The organism is Pseudomonas sp. H2_D02 (assembly GCF_054677635.1).
The window spans coordinates 752,562-771,854 of record NZ_CP162816.1 but is presented as its reverse complement, the minus strand read 5'-3'; the positions used below and the strand labels follow the sequence as shown (position 1 = coordinate 771,854).

Sequence of the window (19,293 nt, the reverse complement as noted above, 5' to 3'; positions counted from 1 at the left end):
CGACGATAGCGGGAACGCAACACGACCAGCCTACAAACTTCATCCACTGAATCGTGCCCACGGCGGGAAGATGGCTGGCATCGCCGCCCCGGCTGAATTTTTACAGTGCGACCTTCTCCATCACAGGTCGCACTCAATGCCTACCCAACACGTATTCCTGCCCCAACATCTCGCGCTGGCAATAGCGCTGGCGCTTGGTTGTGCCGAGCTTTCGATGGCCCAGTCGGTTGCCGAAGAAGCCCAACCCGTTGAAACAACTGCCCAGGCGCAGGCCCGCCTCAAGGCATTCGCGGCGGCGCCAGATACGAAGGTCGAAAAGGTTATCAAGGCCCAGGAAGCTCCCCTATCGATGGGCGACAGCAACGACCTGGTGATTGTCAGCAAGCAAGGCGAACTTTTCGGGCTTACCGACGGCGGCGGCGGGACTAATGTCCTGCAATTGGATATCGCCAAGGGAGGCGTCATCAATCAAATAAGTAACGTTAAGGATCTGCATCTCAAGCAAGGCGAATGGTCCAACGGCGGCGCTTTCAACGGGGGAAGTCTGGTCGACTCGAAGGCCAGGTTGACCAACACCGGTCAGATTGCGGGTGCGGTGCACGCACTCGGCATATTCGACAATCAAGGTACCGTGGCCGGGCCCGTGTTCGTTGGGAAAAACGCCACGTTCAGCGGTAACGGGACGGTCGATGCGCTGGATGTGACGGGCTTGATGAAGGTCGGTCCAGACATTGGCGCGCCTTCGGTTACCAACGACCTCAAGTTCTCCAAGAGCGCGACGTTGGTTTATGGAATCGACGCAGAAAGAGGCAGCGCCACGATCCAGGTTGGCGGTACAGCCACCTTGGGTGATGCGACTTTGAAAGTCATCGCTGTATCCGGCGAATCCACTGAAGCCGGCAAGCACGTTGTGATCGAGGCGAAAAAGATCGATGGCAAATTCGGGAAGGTCTTGAACGAACTCGTTTACATGAACGCGACGCCGGACTACGTCGCAGGTAAACAAGTGGGGTTGGTCCTCACACGCAACAACGTTCCACTCACGAAAGCCGCGTCGACTCCCAACGGGCTGGCAGTTGCAGGCGCTATCCCGGACCTGCGGCAAGAAACCAACGGTATTTTAGAGCCTGAACCCTCTCCTGCGAGCAAACCGAAAACCACAAGCCCTGCAGCAAAGCCCACCGAACCACCAAAAGTAGTCGCCGCAGCCAAACCCAAGCCCGTCGTCCAGGCGAAGCCCATCAAGCCTGTAGCTAAACCCAACACTGCCATCAACGCCCTGCTCGGCACCAACATGGCCACAGCCGCCGATGCCATCGACCAACTCGGCGGCTACGACACGGCAGACCTGGGCAACGCCACCCTGAGCAGCGTCGCACCGATCAGCACGGGAATGCTGTCCGTGATGGGCAGGCATAACCCGTCGGGCGAACATGGTAACGGCCAGGTCTGGGTCCAGGCCGTTGGCAATAGCGGCAGCCTCGCCAAGCAATTGGGCAGCTACGCCCTCAAGCATTCGACCAAGGGCCTGATGCTGGGAACCGATTGGGCTGTCAGCTCCAATTGGCGATTGGGCGTCATTGGCAGCAAGACCCAAACACGACTGGACAGCTATCAATTCGACGGAGCACTCGACAGTTGGCTCGTAGGCGCCTACGCCTTGCGCCAGGAAGGGCCGGTGGCGCTGCGCCTGGGTGCCGTCTATGGCAGCCATGACGGCAGCACCAAGCGCCATGTCGCGTTCAATGGTTTCAAGGATCATCTCAAGGGCCGTTACGACGCCACGACGCAACAGGTCTTCGGACAGGTCGGCTACCACCTGGACGTCGGACAGTTCGATATAGAGCCCTACGTCCAGGTGGGTTACCAACGCTACCAACGCGACGCCTACGCGGAAAAAGGTGGCGATGCCGCGCTGCAATACCACGACCAGACCCAGGAACACTTCAGCAGCGACCTCGGCCTGCGCCTCGCCCGCCCTTTTGTATTCGACCAAGGCATGCGATTGACGCCGCGCGTCGATGTCGGCTGGAAGCACCTGTACGGCGACATCAGGGGCAACTCCCATCAACATCTGGCCAGCGGAGGCAATACGTACGTCATCCAGGGAGTCGAGCTGGACCGTGACAGCCTGCTCTTGCAAGCAGGATTGGACCTGGCCGTATCGCCACGTCATACCCTGGGACTGAACTACAGCGGCGAGACTGGCCAGGACAATCGCAACGGTGCGCTGATGGGCCAGTGGAAGATGATGTTCTGAAAGGCGAAAAAAAGGGGAGCACCTGCTCCCCCGAGGTAAAACGTTGCATCGAGGCTGTTTGAATCAGCCTTCGATTTCGACGAGGATCTCGCCCGGGTTGACCCGGTCGCCCTTGGCCACATGAATGGCGGTGACCTTGCCGGCGATGGCCGCCTGCACTTCGGTTTCCATCTTCATGGCTTCGGTGATCAATACCGCCTGGCCGGCCTTGACCACGTCGCCCTCCTTGACCAGGACATCGACGATGTTGCCCGGCATGGTGGTGCTGACATGGCCCGGCGCAGTGGCTTGCTTGCGCTTGCTGCTGCCGCCGCCGACGAATTCATTGAGCGGCTCGAAGACGACCTCTTCCGGCATGCCATCGATAGACAGGTAGAAGTGACGCTTGCCTTCGGCCTTGACGCCCACGCCAGTGATGTCGACACGGTAGGTTTCGCCGTGAACGTCAATGACGAACTCGGTCGGCACGCCTTCGCCGCCGGCGGAGCTGACGCTGCCGGCCTCTGGAATTGGCAGCAGCACTTCAGGGGTCAAGGTGCCGGCTTCACGTTCTTCGAGGAACTTGCGACCGATGTCAGGGAACATGGCGTAGGTCAGCACGTCCTCTTCTGACTTGGCCAGGGCACCGATTTCGCCACGCAGCTTGGTCATTTCCGGCTTGAGCAAATCGGCCGGACGCACGTCGATCACCTCTTCGCTGCCGATAGCCTGGCGACGCAACTTCTCGTTCACCAAACCCGGTGCCTTGCCGTAGCCGCCCTGAAGGTAGAGCTTCACTTCGTTGGTGATGGTCTTGTAGCGCTCACCAGCCAACACGTTGAAGAACGCCTGGGTGCCGACGATCTGCGAGGTCGGGGTCACTAGCGGTGGGAAGCCGAGGTCTTCGCGCACCCGCGGGATTTCCGCCAGCACTTCGTTCATCCGGTTCAGCGCGCCCTGCTCTTTCAACTGGTTGGCAAGGTTGGAAATCATCCCGCCCGGTACCTGGTTGACCTGGACGCGGGTGTCCACGGCGGTGAACTCGCTTTCGAACTGGTGGTACTTCTTGCGCACGGCATAGAAATACAGGCCGATTTCCTGCAGCAGTTCCAGGTCCAGGCCGGTGTCGAACTCGCTGCCCTTGAGGGCGGCGACCATCGATTCGGTGCCTGGATGACTGGTGCCCCAGGCGAAGCTGGAAATCGCCGTATCGATGTGATCGGCGCCGTTTTCGACGGCCTTTAGCTGGCACATCGCGGCGAGGCCGGCGGTGTCGTGGGAGTGGATGAATACTGGCAACGATTGCTCGCTCTTCAGCGCTTTCACCAGTTCGCCAGTGGCATACGGGGTCAGCAGGCCGGCCATGTCCTTGATCGCCACCGAGTCGCAACCCATGGCTTCCATCTGCTTGGCCTGGGCTACGAATGCGTCGATGGTGTGCACCGGGCTGGTGGTGTAGGCGATGGTGCCTTGGGCGTGCTTGCCGGCGGCCTTCACCGCTTCGATGGCGACCCGCAGGTTACGCACGTCGTTCATCGCATCGAAGATCCGGAACACATCGATGCCGTTGACCGCCGCCTTGGCGACGAACGCCTTGACCACGTCATCGCTGTAATGGCGATAGCCCAGCAGGTTCTGGCCGCGCAGGAGCATTTGCAGACGAGTGTTGGGCAACGCGGCACGGAGTTGGCGCAGGCGCTCCCACGGATCTTCCTTCAGAAAACGCACGCAGGCGTCGAAGGTGGCGCCGCCCCAGACTTCCAGCGACCAATAGCCGACTTTGTCGAGCTTGTCGCAAATCGGCAGCATGTCTTCGGTGCGCATCCGGGTGGCGAGCAGCGATTGGTGGGCGTCGCGCAGGATTGTGTCGGTAACGTGGATCTTCTTGGACATTGTCATGATTCCTTACAGGCCTGCGTGGGCGGCAATGGCGGCGGCGATGGCCAGGGCCAGCTCTTCGGGTTTGCGCTTGATCGAGTAGTTGGTCAGTTCAGGGTGGCTTTCAACGAAGCTGGTATTGAACTGGCCGCTGCGGAATTCCGGATTGCGCAGGATTTCCTGGTAATAGGCGGCGGTGGTCTTGACCCCTTGCAGGCGCATGTCATCCAACGCTCGCAGGCCTCGGTCCATCGCTTCTTCCCAGGTCAGTGCCCAAACCACCAACTTCAGGCACATCGAATCGTAGAACGGCGGAATGGTGTAGCCGGTGTAGATCGCCGTGTCGGTGCGCACGCCCGGGCCACCCGGAGCGTAGTAGCGGGTGATCTTGCCGAAGCTGGGCAGGAAGTTGTTTTTCGGGTCTTCGGCGTTGATGCGGAACTGCAACGCAAAACCACGGTGCTGGATGTCTTCCTGCTTGACCGACAATGGCAGCCCGGAGGCGATGCGGATCTGTTCGCGAACAATGTCGATACCGGTGATTTCTTCGGTGATGGTGTGTTCCACCTGCACCCGGGTGTTCATCTCCATGAAGTACACCTCGCCTTCGGCGAGCAGGAACTCCACGGTGCCGGCATTCTCGTAGCCCACGGCCTTGGCCGCGCGCACCGACAGGTCGCCGATGTAGGCGCGCTGTTCGGGGGTCAGTTGCGGGCTCGGGGCAATTTCGATCAGCTTCTGGTTGCGGCGCTGGATCGAGCAGTCCCGCTCGAACAGGTGCACCACGTTGCCAAAACTGTCGCCCAGGATCTGCGCTTCGATGTGCTTGGGATTGACGATGCATTTTTCCAGGAACACTTCCGCCGAACCGAACGCCTTGGTGGCTTCGGAGATCACGCGCGGGAAGGCCTGTTCGAGTTCTTCGCGACTGTTGCAACGACGGATACCCCGACCGCCGCCGCCGGACGTGGCCTTGAGCATCACCGGATAACCGATCCGGTCACCTTCGGCCAGCGCTTCTTCGATGCCCGAGACGTTGCCTTCGGTGCCCGGCGTGACCGGTACGCCGGCCTTGATCATGCTGCGGCGCGCTTCGGTCTTGTCGCCCATGCGGCGAATGACTTCCGCCGAGGGGCCAATGAATTTGATGCCGCGCTCAGCGCAGATGTCTGCCAGTTCGGCGTTTTCCGAGAGAAAACCGTAGCCGGGGTGCAACGCATCGCAGCCGGTTTCCACCGCCAGGTTCACCAGTTTGCGCGGGTTGAGGTAGCCGGCCAGCGGATCGGCGCCGATGCTGTGGGCCTCGTCCGCACGCTTGACATGCAACGCATGGCGGTCCGCGTCGGAGTAGACCGCGACCGAGCGAATGCCCATCTCGGCGCAAGCGCGCACGATGCGGACGGCAATCTCACCACGGTTGGCGATCAGGATCTTTGTTATCAATTGGAGGTTCCCTTGAGCCGGTGATACCCACGGCCTGGGTTCAGGCCGATGCGTGACCAGATGTAACAATTGGTCGCAGGTCCACACTAGTCCCGGCTGGGGATTAACAAAAATGAATAATTATTGGGCCGTGCATAAGCAAAGACTTATAGTTGAGGTAATTGTCTCGACCCAGAGTGTTTGAAAAATGCGTAAGTCATTGATGCGTATGACATTGCGTCAACTGCAAATCTTCAATGAGGTGTGCGACCTGCGGTCCTACAGTCGCGCTGCCGATGAAATGTCGCTTACGCAGCCGGCCGTCAGCCTACAGATTCGCTCCCTCGAAGAGCTTATTGGCCAGCCTTTGTTTGAGTACGTTGGCAAGAAACTCTACATGACCGAAGCCGCCGAAGCGTTGCAACGCGCCAGCCGGGACATCTTTGGACGCCTGGAGAACCTCGACATGCAGCTATCGGACATGCAGGGTTCGCTGCAAGGCCAATTGAAGCTCGCGGTGGAATCCAGCGCCAAATACTTCGTCCCGCATCTGTTCGCCGCGTTCAAGCGCCAGCATCCGGAGGTCAACCTGAACCTCACGGTGGTCAATCGCGGCCAGGTCATCCGACGGCTCTCGGACAACCGCGACGACGTGGTGATCATGTCCATGGTGCCCCAGGACATGGGCCTGGAATTCCTTCCGTTTCTCAACAATCCGATCGTCGCCGTGGCGCCGCCCGATCATCCGCTGTGTCACCTGGGCCCACTGCGTTTGCAAGACCTGGAGCCTTACACGCTGCTGCTGCGCGAACCGGGCTCCGGTACACGGCTGGCCTGCGAAGAATATTTCAAGGAAAAGCGGGTGCACTTCACCCAGACGTTGGAAGTGGCTTCGGCTGAAGCCCAGCGTGAATGCGTGGTGGCCGGGCTGGGCGTGGCGCTTTTGACACGCCACGCCGTGAGCCGGGAACTATCATCCGGCGCGCTCATCGAGTTGCCGGTGGAAGAACTGCCGCTGTACCGCAGCTGGTGCCTGGTGCAGGCCAGGGCGAAGCGCCTGTCACCGGTGGCTCATGCCTTCCTGGCCTTCGTTCGCGGTGAGCGCGCGCAGATTATCGGCCTGGTTGAGCGCTTCGACGGGAAGCCGCCGGTGTTGCCTGCCAGTAATTGAATTCAACCGCGTCAGGAAATTCGCTGATTTCCGCCAGGAGCTGGCGTTGCTCGAAACGGTCTTCGATCGCACGACGGAACGCCATGCGGCGCTGATCTTCCTGCTGACGACGGGTTTTGGCGGCGCTGCGTTCTTCGTAGGACTGGGTCATGTCGAGACTCCCAAGACGTATACGGGAGCTTTACGATGACGGCGGGCGATGACGGTTTGGCTGCGCGTGCATTACAGAACGATGAATTCGGGCGAATGAACCGTGGCGAGGGAGCTTGCTCCCGCTCGACTGCGCAGCAGTCGCAAACCAGCCATGCGGTGTATCTGGAAAAATCGTTGGGGACTGCTTCGCAGCCCAGCGGGAGCAAGCTCCCTCGCCACAAGAGTCCCTAACTTTCAGAATCAGCGCTCAGTCGTCCAGCGCCTTCACCGACTTGGGCGACAACCGCAGGCTGCGAAGGCTGCGCTTCACGCTCTTGAGGTGGTTGACCAGGCTCGGGCCACGCGCCATGGCGACGCCCATCGCCAGGACGTCGATCACCACCAGATGGGCGATGCGCGAGGTCAGCGGCGTGTAGATCTCGGTGTCTTCATGTACGTCAATGGCCAGGTTTACCGTGGAAAGCTCCGCCAACGGCGTCTGGCTCGGGCACAAGGTAATCAGCGAGGCACCGCTTTCACGCACCAGGTTGGCGGTGATCAGCAGGTCCTTGGAACGCCCCGACTGGGAAATGCAGATCGCCACGTCGGTTGGCTTCAGCGTGACGGCCGACATGGCTTGCATGTGCGGGTCGGAATAGGCCGCCGCCGTGAGCAGCAACCGGAAGAATTTGTGCTGGGCATCGGCCGCCACCGCGCCCGAGGCACCGAAGCCATAGAACTCGACGCGCTGGGCCTGGGACATGGCCGTGACGGCCTTCTGCAACGCCACCGGGTCGAGCTTCTCGCGAACCTCCATCAGCGTGTGCAAGGTCGTATCGAAGATTTTCAGGCTGTAGTCGGCGACCGAATCGTCTTCATGGATCGCAAACTGGCCAAAGCTCGCACCGGCCGCCAGGCTTTGCGCCAACTTGAGTTTCAGGTCCTGGAAACCCGAGCAACCAATGGCCCGGCAAAAACGCACGATGGTCGGTTCGCTGATGCCAACGCTGTGGGCAAGATCGGCCATGGAACTGTGCATCACGGCCGCAGGATCAAGCAGTACATGATCGGCGACTTTCAGCTCCGACTTGCGCAGCAGGTGGCGTGACTGGGCGATGTGTTGCAACAGGTTCAAAGGGCTGGACTCTTGTTATGGGCAGGTGCCGGGATGTAGCAATCTTGTAGTTATACTACAAGAATTGTCTTTATGCCTGCCCAATACGTAACTGATTTAGCCCCGCCAACCCTTGTTTTGGCGGGGAACGCTTCATGTAGCCGTCGCAGCGAGGGAAGCAGGGAAAAGTTCGAAACGATTCCTCGATCAAACCCAGCGCGCGGTCCTATTTTTGCGTCCCCAACAAGCGGGCCAAGCCTTCAGCGTCAACCGGCCGGCTGATGAGATACCCCTGGACCTCGTCGCATTGTTCATTTTTCAGGAAGTCGAGCTGCCCTTGCCGCTCCACGCCCTCGGCCACTACCTTGAGTGAAAGCCCATGGGCCATCGCAATGATCGCGCGGGTAATGGCCGCGTCCTCGCCGCCCTCCTCCAGGCCGCGAATGAAGGCCTGGTCGATTTTCACGTAGTCCACCGGAATACGCTTGAGGTAGCTCAGGGAAGAATAGCCGGTGCCAAAATCATCGATGGCCAGCTTGACCCCCAAATCCCGTAGCTGCTGAAACGTCGCGATAATATGCTCAACGCTGTCGAGCAATTGGCTCTCGGTCAGCTCCAGTTCCAGGTATTGAGGGGCCAGACCGGTTTCTTCCAGTACCTGCCGCACCAGGCTGACCAGCTTGCCCTGGCGCAATTGATGCACCGACAAATTGACGGACACCCTGATCGGCGCGAGCCCCTGGCGTTGCCATTCGCATGCCTGCCAACAAGCTTGGCGCAATACGAATTCGCCAATCGGCCCGATCAACCCGGTCTCTTCGGCCAGGCCGATGAAATCCCCCGGCGGCACCCGGCCCATGGCCGGATGATCCCAACGCACCAACGCCTCGGCGGCGTTCAGGCGACCGGTCGCCAGGCACAGTTTTGGCTGGTAAAAGACCTTCAGTTGTTGCTCTTCCAAAGCCTTGCGCAGCTGATTCTCCAGTTGCAGGCGCTCCAGCGTGCTGGCCTGGAGGCTGTCGGTGTAGAACTGGAAATTGTTACCCCCCAAATGCTTGGCATGTTGCATGGCCATGTTCGCCTGGCTGACCAGCATGGCAACTTCCCGCGTGTTATCAGGCAACAAGCTGATGCCGATCGAGGCACTGAGCACCAGTTCATGGCCTTCTATGGTCAGTGGTACACGCAGTTTGGCGGCCAGCCGAGTCGCCACCCGCGCCAGGCTCGAAAGGTTGCCATAGGCATCGAACAACACCGCAAACTCATCGCCCGATAGCCGGGCGATGGTATCCGCCTCCGGCAGCGCATTGATCAGGCGCCGAGCCATTTTTTGCAGCAGTTGGTCGGCGATGTCATGACCGAGACTGTCGTTGAGCAGCTTGAAACGATCCAGATTGATATGCAGCAGCGCCAGGCTCCGTCGCCCACCCTGGCGCACCCGCTGATGGGCTTCTTGCAGGCGCTCGCGAAACAGTGAACGGTTCGCCAGACCGGTCAATTCGTCGTAATGCGTGAGATAGCGCATCCGCTCCTCGGACTCGCGCCGGGCCGAAAGATCCGCGAAAAAGCCGACGATATGGCTGACGTTGCCCCGCAGATCGCGGACCACGTTCAGCTGCAGCCACTGCGGATAAAGCTCGCCGTTGGCGCGAGCCTCCACCAGTTCGCCTTGCCAGGTGCCGTGCTGCCTGAGGGCCTGGCGAATGATTGGATAGTGTCGGCGCGCATCGCGGCTGCATGGCAGGTCGACCACGTTGCGCCCCAACATGTCGGCGATATTGAACCCGGTCACCCGCGTGAACGCCTGGTTGGCCGCCAGCAACGCGTAGTTTGGGTCGAAGATCACGATGCCTTCGCTGGCGGCCTCGAATACCGTGGCCGCCAGTTGCCGTTGCTGTTCAAGCTCTTTGCTTGCGCTGATGTTTCGCCGGGTGCCGACCATGCGTAAAACCCGACCGCCAGGGCTGCGTTCCACGGCTCGACCACGGTCTTCGATCCAGACCCAATGGCCGTCGCCGTGACGGACACGGTATTCGATCTGGTAATCCTCGCTACGGCCCTTCAGGTGCTCGACAAGCGCGCGCTTGAGCGCGGGAAGGTCTTGCGGATGCAGCCGCGGGGTCAAATGGCTGAGCATGGCCGTGACGTATTCGGGCTCCAGGCCGAACAGTTCCTTGAGTTGGGTGTGATGGACTTCGTCGGTCTGCAGGTTCCAGTCCCAGAGCCCCAGCTCGCTGGCTTTCAAGGCCAGGGCCAGGCGCGCCTCGCTTTTACTCAGGGCTTGGTTGGCGATATCCAGCTCCAGGCTGCGCTGCGCCACGCGCTCCTCCAGCCCCACCTGGGCCGCACGCAGCCGGGCCTCGGCAGAACGACGCTGCTCGACCTCCCGGGCCAAGGCCTCGTTAAGCTGCGCGCCACGGGCTTGCGCCTGCTGCAAATGCTCGATCAGGGCCTGGTTCTGGAACCGTCGCAGCATGCCGTTGTGTATCAGCCGGTTGACCTGCCAGGCCACTACACTCAGGAAAACCAGCAGGACCAGCCCAAGCCAGCCCCAACCGAGCTGCTGCTCATCACCGCCCCAGAAAAGATAACCGATTGCCGGCAACAGGCACGGCAGGGTGAAGGACAGGTATGCCGAAAGGCTGACGGCGTAGGCAACGCTGGCCGACAACGTAGCCGCGCCGATCAGGCCAAACGCCCAGGCCTGTTGTTGGAAGCTGTCCGCCGGAACCAGCGCAATGCCAGCGCCGGCCAGCGTCAGGCCGGTCATGGCCGAGCCCAGCAAAAACATGCGCAACCAGATCGGGTGCGCCTGGCGGCTTGGCATCGCCGAATCGAACGCTGCCACCTGGATCACCCGCAGCGCTACCAGCGACAACAACCAGACCAGCCATACGCTGACCAGAAAATAGCGCGATGGCTGCCACAACAGTGCGGCACAGACCAGACCGTTGATCAGCATGAACAGCGTGGGCAGCAGTGAGCCCTGATACAACAGCCTTGTGCGTTCGACCGCCATTTCCGTGGCGTACTGCTTGTAAATGACCCGCGGCTCAACACAAGGGCCCGCCAGATCGGAATTGAAGGTCATAGTCGATGTTCTTGTTCTTATTCAGGGGCGCATGGTGCACCCGAAACGAGAACCGAGCATACACAAGCCAAAGGCCATCCCACACTGCTCTCGCTCATAAAAATGTTGAAAAAAATGGCCATTCCACCGGGCACTGGTGACGCCAGGCAAGCGCCGCCCATGCCTGTAGAGGCTGACCAACCGGTCGTCACCCAGCGGTGTTTTGTCGGTTGATGCAAAGCTCGGTTTGCCCGGGGTGGCGCCGCACCCTAGAATGCGCCGATGCGCGATGATCTCTCCCTTCTGCTGAACTCCCTAAACGATGCCCAACGCCAGGCTGTTGCTGCCTCCGTGGGCCGTCAATTGGTCCTGGCCGGTGCCGGCTCCGGCAAGACCCGAGTGCTGGTGCACCGTATCGCCTGGTTGATCCAGGTCGAGAACGCCTCGCCCCATTCGATCCTGTCGGTCACCTTTACCAACAAGGCTGCCGCCGAGATGCGCCATCGCATCGAACAGCTGATGGGCATCAACCCGGCCGGCATGTGGGTCGGCACCTTCCACGGCCTGGCCCATCGCCTGCTGCGAGCCCACTGGCAGGAAGCCGGCTTGAGCCAGACGTTCCAGATCCTGGACAGCGATGACCAGCAGCGCCTGGTCAAGCGGGTCATCCGCGAACTGGGCCTGGATGAACAACGCTGGCCGGCCCGTCAGGCCCAATGGTTCATCAACGGCCAGAAGGACGAAGGCCTGCGCCCGCAACATATCCAGGCCAGCGGCGACCTTTTCCTGGCGACCATGCGCAGCATCTATGAAGCCTACGAGGCGGCGTGCCAGCGTGCCGGCGTCATCGACTTCTCCGAGCTGCTGCTACGGGCCCTGGATCTCTGGCGTGACCACCCGGGCCTGCTGGCCCATTACCAGAAACGCTTCCGGCATGTCCTGGTGGACGAGTTCCAGGACACCAACGCCGTTCAATATGCGTGGTTGCGCCTGCTTGCCAAGGGCGGCGACAGCCTGATGGTGGTGGGTGACGACGATCAGTCGATCTATGGCTGGCGGGGCGCGAAGATCGAGAACATCCACCAGTACTCGGCAGACTTCCCCGACGCCGAGGTCATTCGCCTGGAACAGAACTACCGCTCCACCGCCGGCATCCTCAAGGCCGCCAACGCCCTGATTGCCAACAATACCGGGCGCCTGGGCAAGGAACTGTGGACCGACGGCAGCGAAGGCGAGGCGATCAATCTCTACGCCGCCTTCAACGAACACGATGAGGCCCGCTATGTTGTGGAAACCATCGAGAGCGCGTTGAAGACCGGCCTGGCCCGCAGCGACATCGCCATCCTGTATCGCTCCAACGCCCAATCACGGGTGCTGGAAGAAGCCCTGCTGCGCGAACGGATTCCTTACCGGATCTATGGCGGCCAGCGCTTCTTCGAGCGCGCCGAAATCAAGAACGCCATGGCCTACCTGCGCCTGATCGAAGGCCGTGGCAACGACGCGGCCCTGGAGCGGGTGATCAACGTGCCGACGCGGGGCATCGGCGAGAAAACCGTCGAGGCGATTCGCGAGCATGCCCGCCACAGCCATGTGTCGATGTGGGAAGCGATGCGTCTGCTGGTCGACAACAAAGGCGTCACCGGTCGCGCCGCCGGCGCGCTGAAGGCCTTCATGGATTTGATAGAAGACCTGGCTGCCAAGTGTGGGGAAATGCCACTGCACCTGATGACCCAGACCGTCATCGAGCAATCCGGCCTGATCGCCTATCACGAAGCGGAAAAAGGCGAGAAAGGCCAGGCCCGGGTGGAAAACCTCGAGGAACTGGTCAGCGCCGCACGCAACTTCGAAACGACGGAAGAAGACGAAGACCTTTCGCCATTGTCGGCTTTCCTCGGCCATGCTTCCCTGGAGGCCGGCGACACCCAGGCCGACGAGCATGAAGACAGCATCCAGCTGATGACCCTGCACAGCGCCAAGGGCCTGGAATTCCCGTATGTGTTCCTGGTGGGCATGGAGGAAGGCCTGTTTCCCCACAAGATGAGCCTGGAAGAACCCGGACGCCTGGAAGAGGAACGCCGCCTTGCCTACGTTGGCATCACCCGCGCCATGCAGAACCTGGTGATGACCTACGCAGAAACCCGACGCTTATATGGCAGCGAGACCTACAACAAGGTGTCGCGCTTCGTACGCGAAGTACCGAAAGGTCTCATTCAGGAAGTCCGTCTTTCCAACAGCGTCAGCCGTCCGTTCGGCGGCAGCCAGCAACAAAGCAGCAGCCTGTTCGGTGGCAGCGATATCCCGGAAACCGGCTTCAGCCTTGGCCAGGCGGTACGGCATTCGGTGTTCGGCGACGGTGTGATCCTCAACTTCGAGGGCGCCGGTGCCCAGGCTCGGGTCCAGGTCAACTTCAGCGAAGGCAGTAAATGGCTGATGCTGGGGTATGCCAAGCTCGAGGCGATCTAAAAAATTTCTGCAGTCCCCTTGTGGGAGCGAGCTTACTCGCGATAGCGGCCGATCAGTCAATATTCATGCTGACTGACACACCGCTATCGCGAGCAAGCCCGCTCCCACAGTCGTTTCGGAGACGTCAAAATTTCCGATAGAACTTGTTTACCTTTCCTACAGCCCAAAGCGAACAGGCCTGCTTGCATAGGCAAAGCTGAACCTAAGCTGTCACGCAAAAGCCCGAAACACTCTGTCGCTAGCCAGCAACAGTTCAGCTGTGCAACATGGCGCGCGTGCTATCCACAAATGGGAATGCCTTTATATGAAACGTTTTCTTAGCATCGCCATGGCGTTGTGCATCGGCCTGACGATGGCCATCGACGCCAATGCCGCCAAGCGTTTTGGCGGTGGTAAAAGTTCGGGCGCAGCCCCGACTCACCAGACCAGCCAGATGGCACCGTCCTCTGCCGCCGGGTCCACTGCCGCCACCGCTGGCGCGGCCGGCGCTGCTGGCGCCGCTACCAAGGCCAGCGGCGCTTCCCGCTGGCTCGGCCCCCTGGCCGGTATCGCCGCCGGTGGCCTGCTCGCTTCCATGTTCATGGGCGACGGCTTCCAGGGCATGCAGATCTTCGACATTCTGATCATGGCGGTCATCGCCTTCCTGGTCTTCCGTTTCATCGCAGCCCGTCGTCGCAAGCAGCAGGAGCAGTTCGCTCCGGCCGGTCATGCGCCGATGCAGCGTGAAGTGTTCAACCAGCAGCCTGCCGGCGGTTCGATCTTTGGTGGCGCGGCCGCTCCAGTGGCGCGTCCAGTGATCAATGCGCCCGCCTGGTTCAACGAACAGCGCTTCATCGAAGCGGCGCGCAGCCACTTCATGTCCTTGCAGCAGCACTGGGACGCGAACGAAATGGACAAGATCGCCGAGTTCGTAACCCCACAACTGCTTGAGTTCCTCAAGCGCGAGCGGGCCGAGCTGGGTGACGGCTTCCAGTCCACCTACATCGATAACCTGCAGGTGCAACTGGACGGCGTCGACGATCGCGCCGACAAGACCATCGCCACCCTGACCTTTATCGGCGTGTCGAAAGACTCCCGCTTCGACCAGGGTGAAGCGTTCAGCGAAAGTTGGAACATGGAACGCGCCCAAGGCGAGAACCAGCCTTGGCTGGTGGCTGGTATCCGCCAGAACGGTTGAACCTTTTCGCGTTTCGCATGTTGAAATAAAAGAACCCCGGCACTTGCCGGGGTTTTCTATTTCGCAGTTGCATCTATGGCGGGCTACTGTATAAACCGCCCATATAAAACCGCGCCATCGAGAAAGAGGATCCCGGACGTGGAAGAAATCATCGAACAATTACGCGAAGCCAACGAACCCGTGCCGGTTCCGCTGGAGTTACCTGATGAAGATCTGCTGGTAGAAATCGAAGAACAGTTGTTCATCGATATCCCCTTCGTATTCAGGGAATTTTTGCTGACCGTCAGTGACGTCGTCTATGGCAGCCTGGAACCGGTAACGGTTACCGATCCACAATCTCATACCTACCTGCCCGATGTGGCAGCCAACGCCTGGGACGCTGGCGTCGACCGGAGCCTGATTCCGATTTGCCAGGACGGCGACGATTATTATTGCGTCGAAGAAGACGGCACCGTGGTGCTGTGGCAAGCAGACGAAGAACTGATCGCCGAGGAAACCTGGGAGTCGGTCTGGCATTGGGCACGGGACGTCTGGTTGGAAAGCTGATCCGCCAGGGCCCGGCGCTGGTCAATGCCCGGACGATTCTTTGTGATTGTCCAGCGTATCGAGCAAAGCCACCTGCATCCGCGTGTGCAGGCGGACAAACCAGCGCCAGAGCAGCGCCGCCACGACAGTCGCCACCACGGCAATCAGCAACAGCAACTTGTTGGTCGGCAAGATACTGGCCGACAAGGCTGCCAACAGCAGGAAGATCACCAGCAGCGACAGGATCGGGATCACTTCGGCTATCACCCGACGCACGCGCTGGGTATGGCGGCCGGCCATCTCCGGCTTTACGCCCATCTCCGCCAGCAGCATCGACAATGCCTTGAGCTTGCGGTACGCCGCGATCAGGAACGGCAGCGACAGCAGCAACGCTGCGCCCCAGATCAGTGCCTTTTGCCAGCTCGGATCGCTGATCCACACCTCTAGATAAGCAGCCATCCGCTCGGCGAAATACCCTCCAGAAACAAAAATGGCAATGACCAACGCCAGGTTGACGCCGACTTGCAGCAGGATTCGCCTGATCATGGAGGCCAGCATGGCTCCTTCACCCTGGGGCTGGATACTGCGCAACCACTCGCCATACATGCCCAGCACGCGCGCCAATCGTCGCGGTATCGCCGATGCCAGCCTGACGGACAACGGATCAGCGGCTCGGATCAAATAGGGCGTCAGCAGCGTGGTGAGCACCGAGACAGCCACCGCCACCGGATAAAGGAAATCACTGGTGACCTGCAAGGTCATCCCCAGCGACGCGATGATGAAAGAAAATTCGCCAATCTGTGAAAGGCCCATCCCAACGCGCAGTGAGGTGCGTCCGTCATTGCCTGCGATAAAGGCACCGAGACCACACGAAAGCACTTTACCCAGCACCACTGCACAGGTGATCACGGCGATCGGCCACGCGTACTGGAGCACTATGGCCGGGTCGAGCATCAGCCCGATGGCCACGAAAAAGATTGCGCTGAACAGATCGCGCACCGGTTCTACCAGCCGCTCGATTTTCAACAGCTGTTGGGACTCGGCCATGATCGCGCCGATCAGAAATGCCCCGAGCACCATGCTGTATTCCAGCTTCACCACCAACAGGCAAAAGCCGAAGCAGAGCCCCAGTACTGTAATCAACAGCATCTCGTTACTGTCGAACTTCGCCACATAGGCCAGCAATCTGGGCACCAGCAGGATGCCAATCACCAGCGCTACGATCATGAACAACGACAGCTTGCCGACGGTCGATAGCACTTCGCCGGAACTCACCGCACCGCTGACCGCGATGCTCGAAAGCAAGGCGATGATGCCGATGCCAAGGATGTCCTCGACAATCAACACCCCGAAAATCAACTGCGCAAAGCGCTCGTTCTTCATCTTCAGGTCATTCAGGGCCTTGACGATAATAGTGGTCGACGAGATGGCGAGGATGGCGCCGAGAAACAGCGAGTCCATGGCATTCCAGCCGAACCAGCGCCCGATCTCATAGCCGATCCAGATCATCAAGACGATTTCCAGGAACGCCGCGATGAACGCTGTGGCCCCCACCTTGAACAATTTGCGCAGGCTGAATTCCAGGCCCAGGCAGAACATGAGAAAGATCACCCCGAGCTCGGCCAGGGTCTTGATGGTTTCTTCGTCATGGATAAAGCCGAACGGCGGTGTATGCGGGCCGATGACGAAGCCGGCGACAATGTAGCCAAGCACCACCGGTTGCTTGAAGCGATGAAACAGTACGGTAACCAACCCCGCCGCCAGCATGATGATCGCCAAGTCTTGTATGAAGCTAATGGCATGCATGGTGGGGCTCCTTGCTGACATGACTCATGCGGAGTCGGATAGGTCCGTTTCTCTTGTAGGAAATACCCAGATGAGGGGCTTTTGCAGGTTAACACCGGGACTTCTGGCAAAAAGACGGTGCAATATATGGAAACAGATCCATCGAAGCGTGACGGCTCGCATCGGCGCAGCGTCCCGATATGAGTGGTTTGTATCTGGTAACCACAACCCAGCGCCCGCAGAGGCGCCCATCCTGAACTGCTGCCTTGAACCGTGAGAACGTTATGGAACCCGGAAACGCCCAGCTGTCGATGACGGTGTTGATGACCCCCGACATGGCCAACTTCTCTGGCAATGTCCATGGCGGCACCTTGCTCAAATACCTCGATGAAGTGGCCTACGCTTGTGCCAGCCGTTACGCCGGCCGCTACGTGGTAACGCTGTCGGTCGACCAGGTGATTTTCCGCGAGCCGATACATGTCGGTGAGTTGGTGACGTTCCTGGCTTCGGTGAACTACACCGGCAACACGTCGATGGAAGTGGGCATCAAAGTCGTGACCGAGAACATCCGTGAACGCTCGGTGCGCCACACTAATAGCTGCTTCTTCACCATGGTAGCGGTGGATGACTTGCGCAAGCCGGCCCCCGTCCCGCCGTTGCAACCGCAGAACAGCGAAGAAAAACGGCGCTATGAACAAGCCCAGCAACGCCGGCAGATTCGCCAGGAGCTGGAGAGACGCTATCAGGAAATCAAGGCGGACGGGCCTTAACCAGCCGCAGAAATCAATAATGTGGGAGCGAGCTTGCTCGCGATGACGATGTCACAGCCAACTCTATGTTGGACGTGAGGCCCTCATCGCGAGCAAGCTCGCTCCCACAATGGCTAGCATCGATCAGAGGCTGATCGGCACTGCCTCGAACCGCACGCGCGGATGGGCGATGCGGTCTTGGCCGCGGATCAACTGCAGCTCGTAACTTGCGCACGCTTGGGTTTCCAACAGCACGTCATGCACGGCCGCAGCGGTGAATTCAAATGCCGCCACCAGGCTATCCCCCAACAATATCCGCGCCAGGAACAACCCCGACGTGAGGTCGCCCACCCCCACTGGTTGACGCGGAAACGCCAGCAGCGGACGGCGCAAATGCCAACTGCCATCAGCCGTGACCAGCAGCATCTCGAAACTGTCTTCGGGCTTGCCGGGGTAAGCCAGGTGTTTGACCAGCACGACCTTCGGACCGCGGGCCAGCAGCGCACGGGCCATGGCCAGACAGTCAAACAATGATTGCGCCTTGCGCCCCGAAAAACTGTCCAGCTCCAGTTGGTTCGGGCACATGATATCGGCCACGGCAGCGGCTTCCTCCAGCAGGAATTCGCTGACCTCGGGCGCCACGATACAACCCTTCTCCGGGTGCCCCATGACCGGGTCACACAGGTACAGCGCCTTTGGGTTGCAAGCCTTGATCCGCGCCACACCCGCCAGAATGGCTTGCCCCTGGGCCGCGCTACCCAGATAACCGGAGAGCACCGCGTCGCAATTGCCCAGCTCGCCGATGGCGGCGATGCCTTCCACCAACAGCGGTATCTGGGCGGGCGCGAGCACTTCACCGGCCCATTGTCCGTACTGGGTATGATTGGAAAACTGCACGGTATTGAGCGGCCATACGTTTACGCCGACCCGCTGCATTGGAAACACGGCAGCGCTGTTGCTCGGCATGGCCAAATATCACATGGGACTGGATGGCAAGCAGATGAGGCGTACGTTTCATGCGGGAAGTTTCCGTAAAACGAATGAAATTCAAGCCGCGCAGTATGCGACTAAACGCAGCCTGTACGACAGGCCGGAGACACAGTTAAGCTGACGGCAACTTGTTGGAGCTTTCCGTTCATGCTGACCCTTGGAAATATTTTCGTGCTGATGCTGCTGGCTACCGGTGGCGCCTGGCTGTGGCACAACCATGGCTTGCGCGAGCGCGCCTTGGCGAGGGTCATGCAACATTGCGCCAACCTCAAGATCGAGCTGCTGGACGGCAATGTCGCGCTGCGCAAGATCGGATTCGTAAAGGACGCCAGCGGACGACGGCGCCTGGCGCGTGTGTATAACTTCGAATTCACGGTGACGGGCGAGACCCGTCATTCGGGTACGATCACTCAGTTTGGTGCCCACAGCGCCCACATCGAACTGGCGCCTTACCCGATGCCGTTCGAAGAAACCCCGCCTGCGCCGATTGAATCGGTCCAGACCCGGCCCAGGGCTGAGGTCATCGAGCTCAGCCAATGGCGCCAGGAGCACAACAAGTGGAAGCCGTGAAGCGCGAC

Annotated in this window: 13 protein-coding genes and 1 pseudogene; 7 read left to right on the top strand and 7 right to left on the bottom strand. The window is 60.1% G+C overall.

Annotated elements, in window-relative coordinates:
- Positions 1-70: 70 nt before the first annotated feature.
- Positions 71-2,260, top strand: coding sequence for an autotransporter outer membrane beta-barrel domain-containing protein (locus AB4N42_RS03455; RefSeq protein WP_460115875.1), 2,190 nt, complete (start codon positions 71-73; stop codon positions 2,258-2,260).
- A gap of 63 nt (positions 2,261-2,323) precedes the next feature.
- Here the strand turns inward: AB4N42_RS03455 and oadA are convergent, their stop codons facing one another.
- Together oadA and AB4N42_RS03445 are read right to left on the bottom strand one after the other, a co-directional pair.
- Positions 2,324-4,132 carry a sodium-extruding oxaloacetate decarboxylase subunit alpha gene (gene oadA, locus AB4N42_RS03450; RefSeq protein WP_030139090.1) on the bottom strand — a complete coding sequence of 603 codons (1,809 nt, stop codon included), beginning with the start codon at positions 4,130-4,132 and terminating at the stop codon, positions 2,324-2,326.
- 12 nt (positions 4,133-4,144) lie between these two features.
- Positions 4,145-5,560 (bottom strand): acetyl-CoA carboxylase biotin carboxylase subunit, encoded by a 1,416-nt coding sequence (locus AB4N42_RS03445; RefSeq protein WP_030139089.1) that lies wholly within the window; start codon positions 5,558-5,560, stop codon positions 4,145-4,147.
- Positions 5,561-5,747: 187 nt separating this feature from the next.
- Between AB4N42_RS03445 and AB4N42_RS03440 the strand changes: the two genes are divergently transcribed.
- Positions 5,748-6,710 (top strand): LysR family transcriptional regulator, encoded by a 963-nt coding sequence (locus AB4N42_RS03440; RefSeq protein ID WP_303651298.1) that lies wholly within the window; start codon positions 5,748-5,750, stop codon positions 6,708-6,710.
- On the opposite strand, the gene AB4N42_RS03435 is transcribed toward AB4N42_RS03440, so the two are convergent.
- From AB4N42_RS03435 to AB4N42_RS03425, 3 genes are all read right to left on the bottom strand, one after another.
- Complete coding sequence (locus AB4N42_RS03435) at positions 6,652-6,861, bottom strand: PA3496 family putative envelope integrity protein (RefSeq protein ID WP_080628535.1); 210 nt, start codon at positions 6,859-6,861, stop codon at positions 6,652-6,654. The genes AB4N42_RS03440 and AB4N42_RS03435 overlap by 59 nt on opposite strands.
- Positions 6,862-7,110: 249 nt before the next feature.
- Positions 7,111-7,977 (bottom strand): transcriptional regulator HexR, encoded by an 867-nt coding sequence (hexR, locus tag AB4N42_RS03430; RefSeq protein WP_003187110.1) that lies wholly within the window; start codon positions 7,975-7,977, stop codon positions 7,111-7,113.
- Between the two features lie 205 nt (positions 7,978-8,182).
- Complete coding sequence (locus AB4N42_RS03425) at positions 8,183-11,047, bottom strand: putative bifunctional diguanylate cyclase/phosphodiesterase (RefSeq protein WP_460115874.1); 2,865 nt, start codon at positions 11,045-11,047, stop codon at positions 8,183-8,185.
- 261 nt (positions 11,048-11,308) lie between these two features.
- Here AB4N42_RS03425 and uvrD point away from each other — a divergent pair, with 261 nt between their 5' ends.
- The 3 genes from uvrD to AB4N42_RS03410 all read left to right on the top strand — a co-directional run bounded on the left by uvrD (position 11,309) and on the right by AB4N42_RS03410 (position 15,212).
- Positions 11,309-13,489 (top strand): DNA helicase II, encoded by a 2,181-nt coding sequence (uvrD, locus tag AB4N42_RS03420; protein WP_030139085.1) that lies wholly within the window; start codon positions 11,309-11,311, stop codon positions 13,487-13,489.
- A 304-nt stretch (positions 13,490-13,793) separates the two neighbouring features.
- Entirely contained in the window at positions 13,794-14,666 is an 873-nt protein-coding gene (locus AB4N42_RS03415; protein ID WP_030139084.1) for a Tim44 domain-containing protein, read from the top strand.
- Positions 14,667-14,804: 138 nt separating this feature from the next.
- Positions 14,805-15,212: an SMI1/KNR4 family protein gene (locus AB4N42_RS03410; RefSeq protein WP_030139083.1), complete on the top strand. Its 408-nt coding sequence runs from the start codon at positions 14,805-14,807 to the stop codon at positions 15,210-15,212.
- 21 nt (positions 15,213-15,233) lie between these two features.
- Here the strand turns inward: AB4N42_RS03410 and AB4N42_RS03405 are convergent, their stop codons facing one another.
- A complete protein-coding gene (locus AB4N42_RS03405) occupies positions 15,234-16,997 on the bottom strand; it encodes a cation:proton antiporter (RefSeq protein WP_217860674.1) in 1,764 nt (587 codons plus the stop codon).
- 263 nt (positions 16,998-17,260) lie between these two features.
- On the opposite strand from AB4N42_RS03405, the gene AB4N42_RS03400 reads away from it, so the two are divergent.
- Positions 17,261-17,746, top strand: coding sequence for an acyl-CoA thioesterase (locus tag AB4N42_RS03400; RefSeq protein ID WP_030139081.1), 486 nt, complete (start codon positions 17,261-17,263; stop codon positions 17,744-17,746).
- 123 nt (positions 17,747-17,869) lie between these two features.
- Here AB4N42_RS03400 and pdxY read toward each other — a convergent pair.
- Positions 17,870-18,743: pseudogene (pdxY, locus tag AB4N42_RS03395) on the bottom strand (pyridoxal kinase PdxY).
- Between the two features lie 119 nt (positions 18,744-18,862).
- On the opposite strand from pdxY, the gene AB4N42_RS03390 reads away from it, so the two are divergent.
- Positions 18,863-19,285 (top strand): DUF3301 domain-containing protein, encoded by a 423-nt coding sequence (locus AB4N42_RS03390; protein ID WP_217860676.1) that lies wholly within the window; start codon positions 18,863-18,865, stop codon positions 19,283-19,285.
- Positions 19,286-19,293 lie beyond the last annotated feature (8 nt).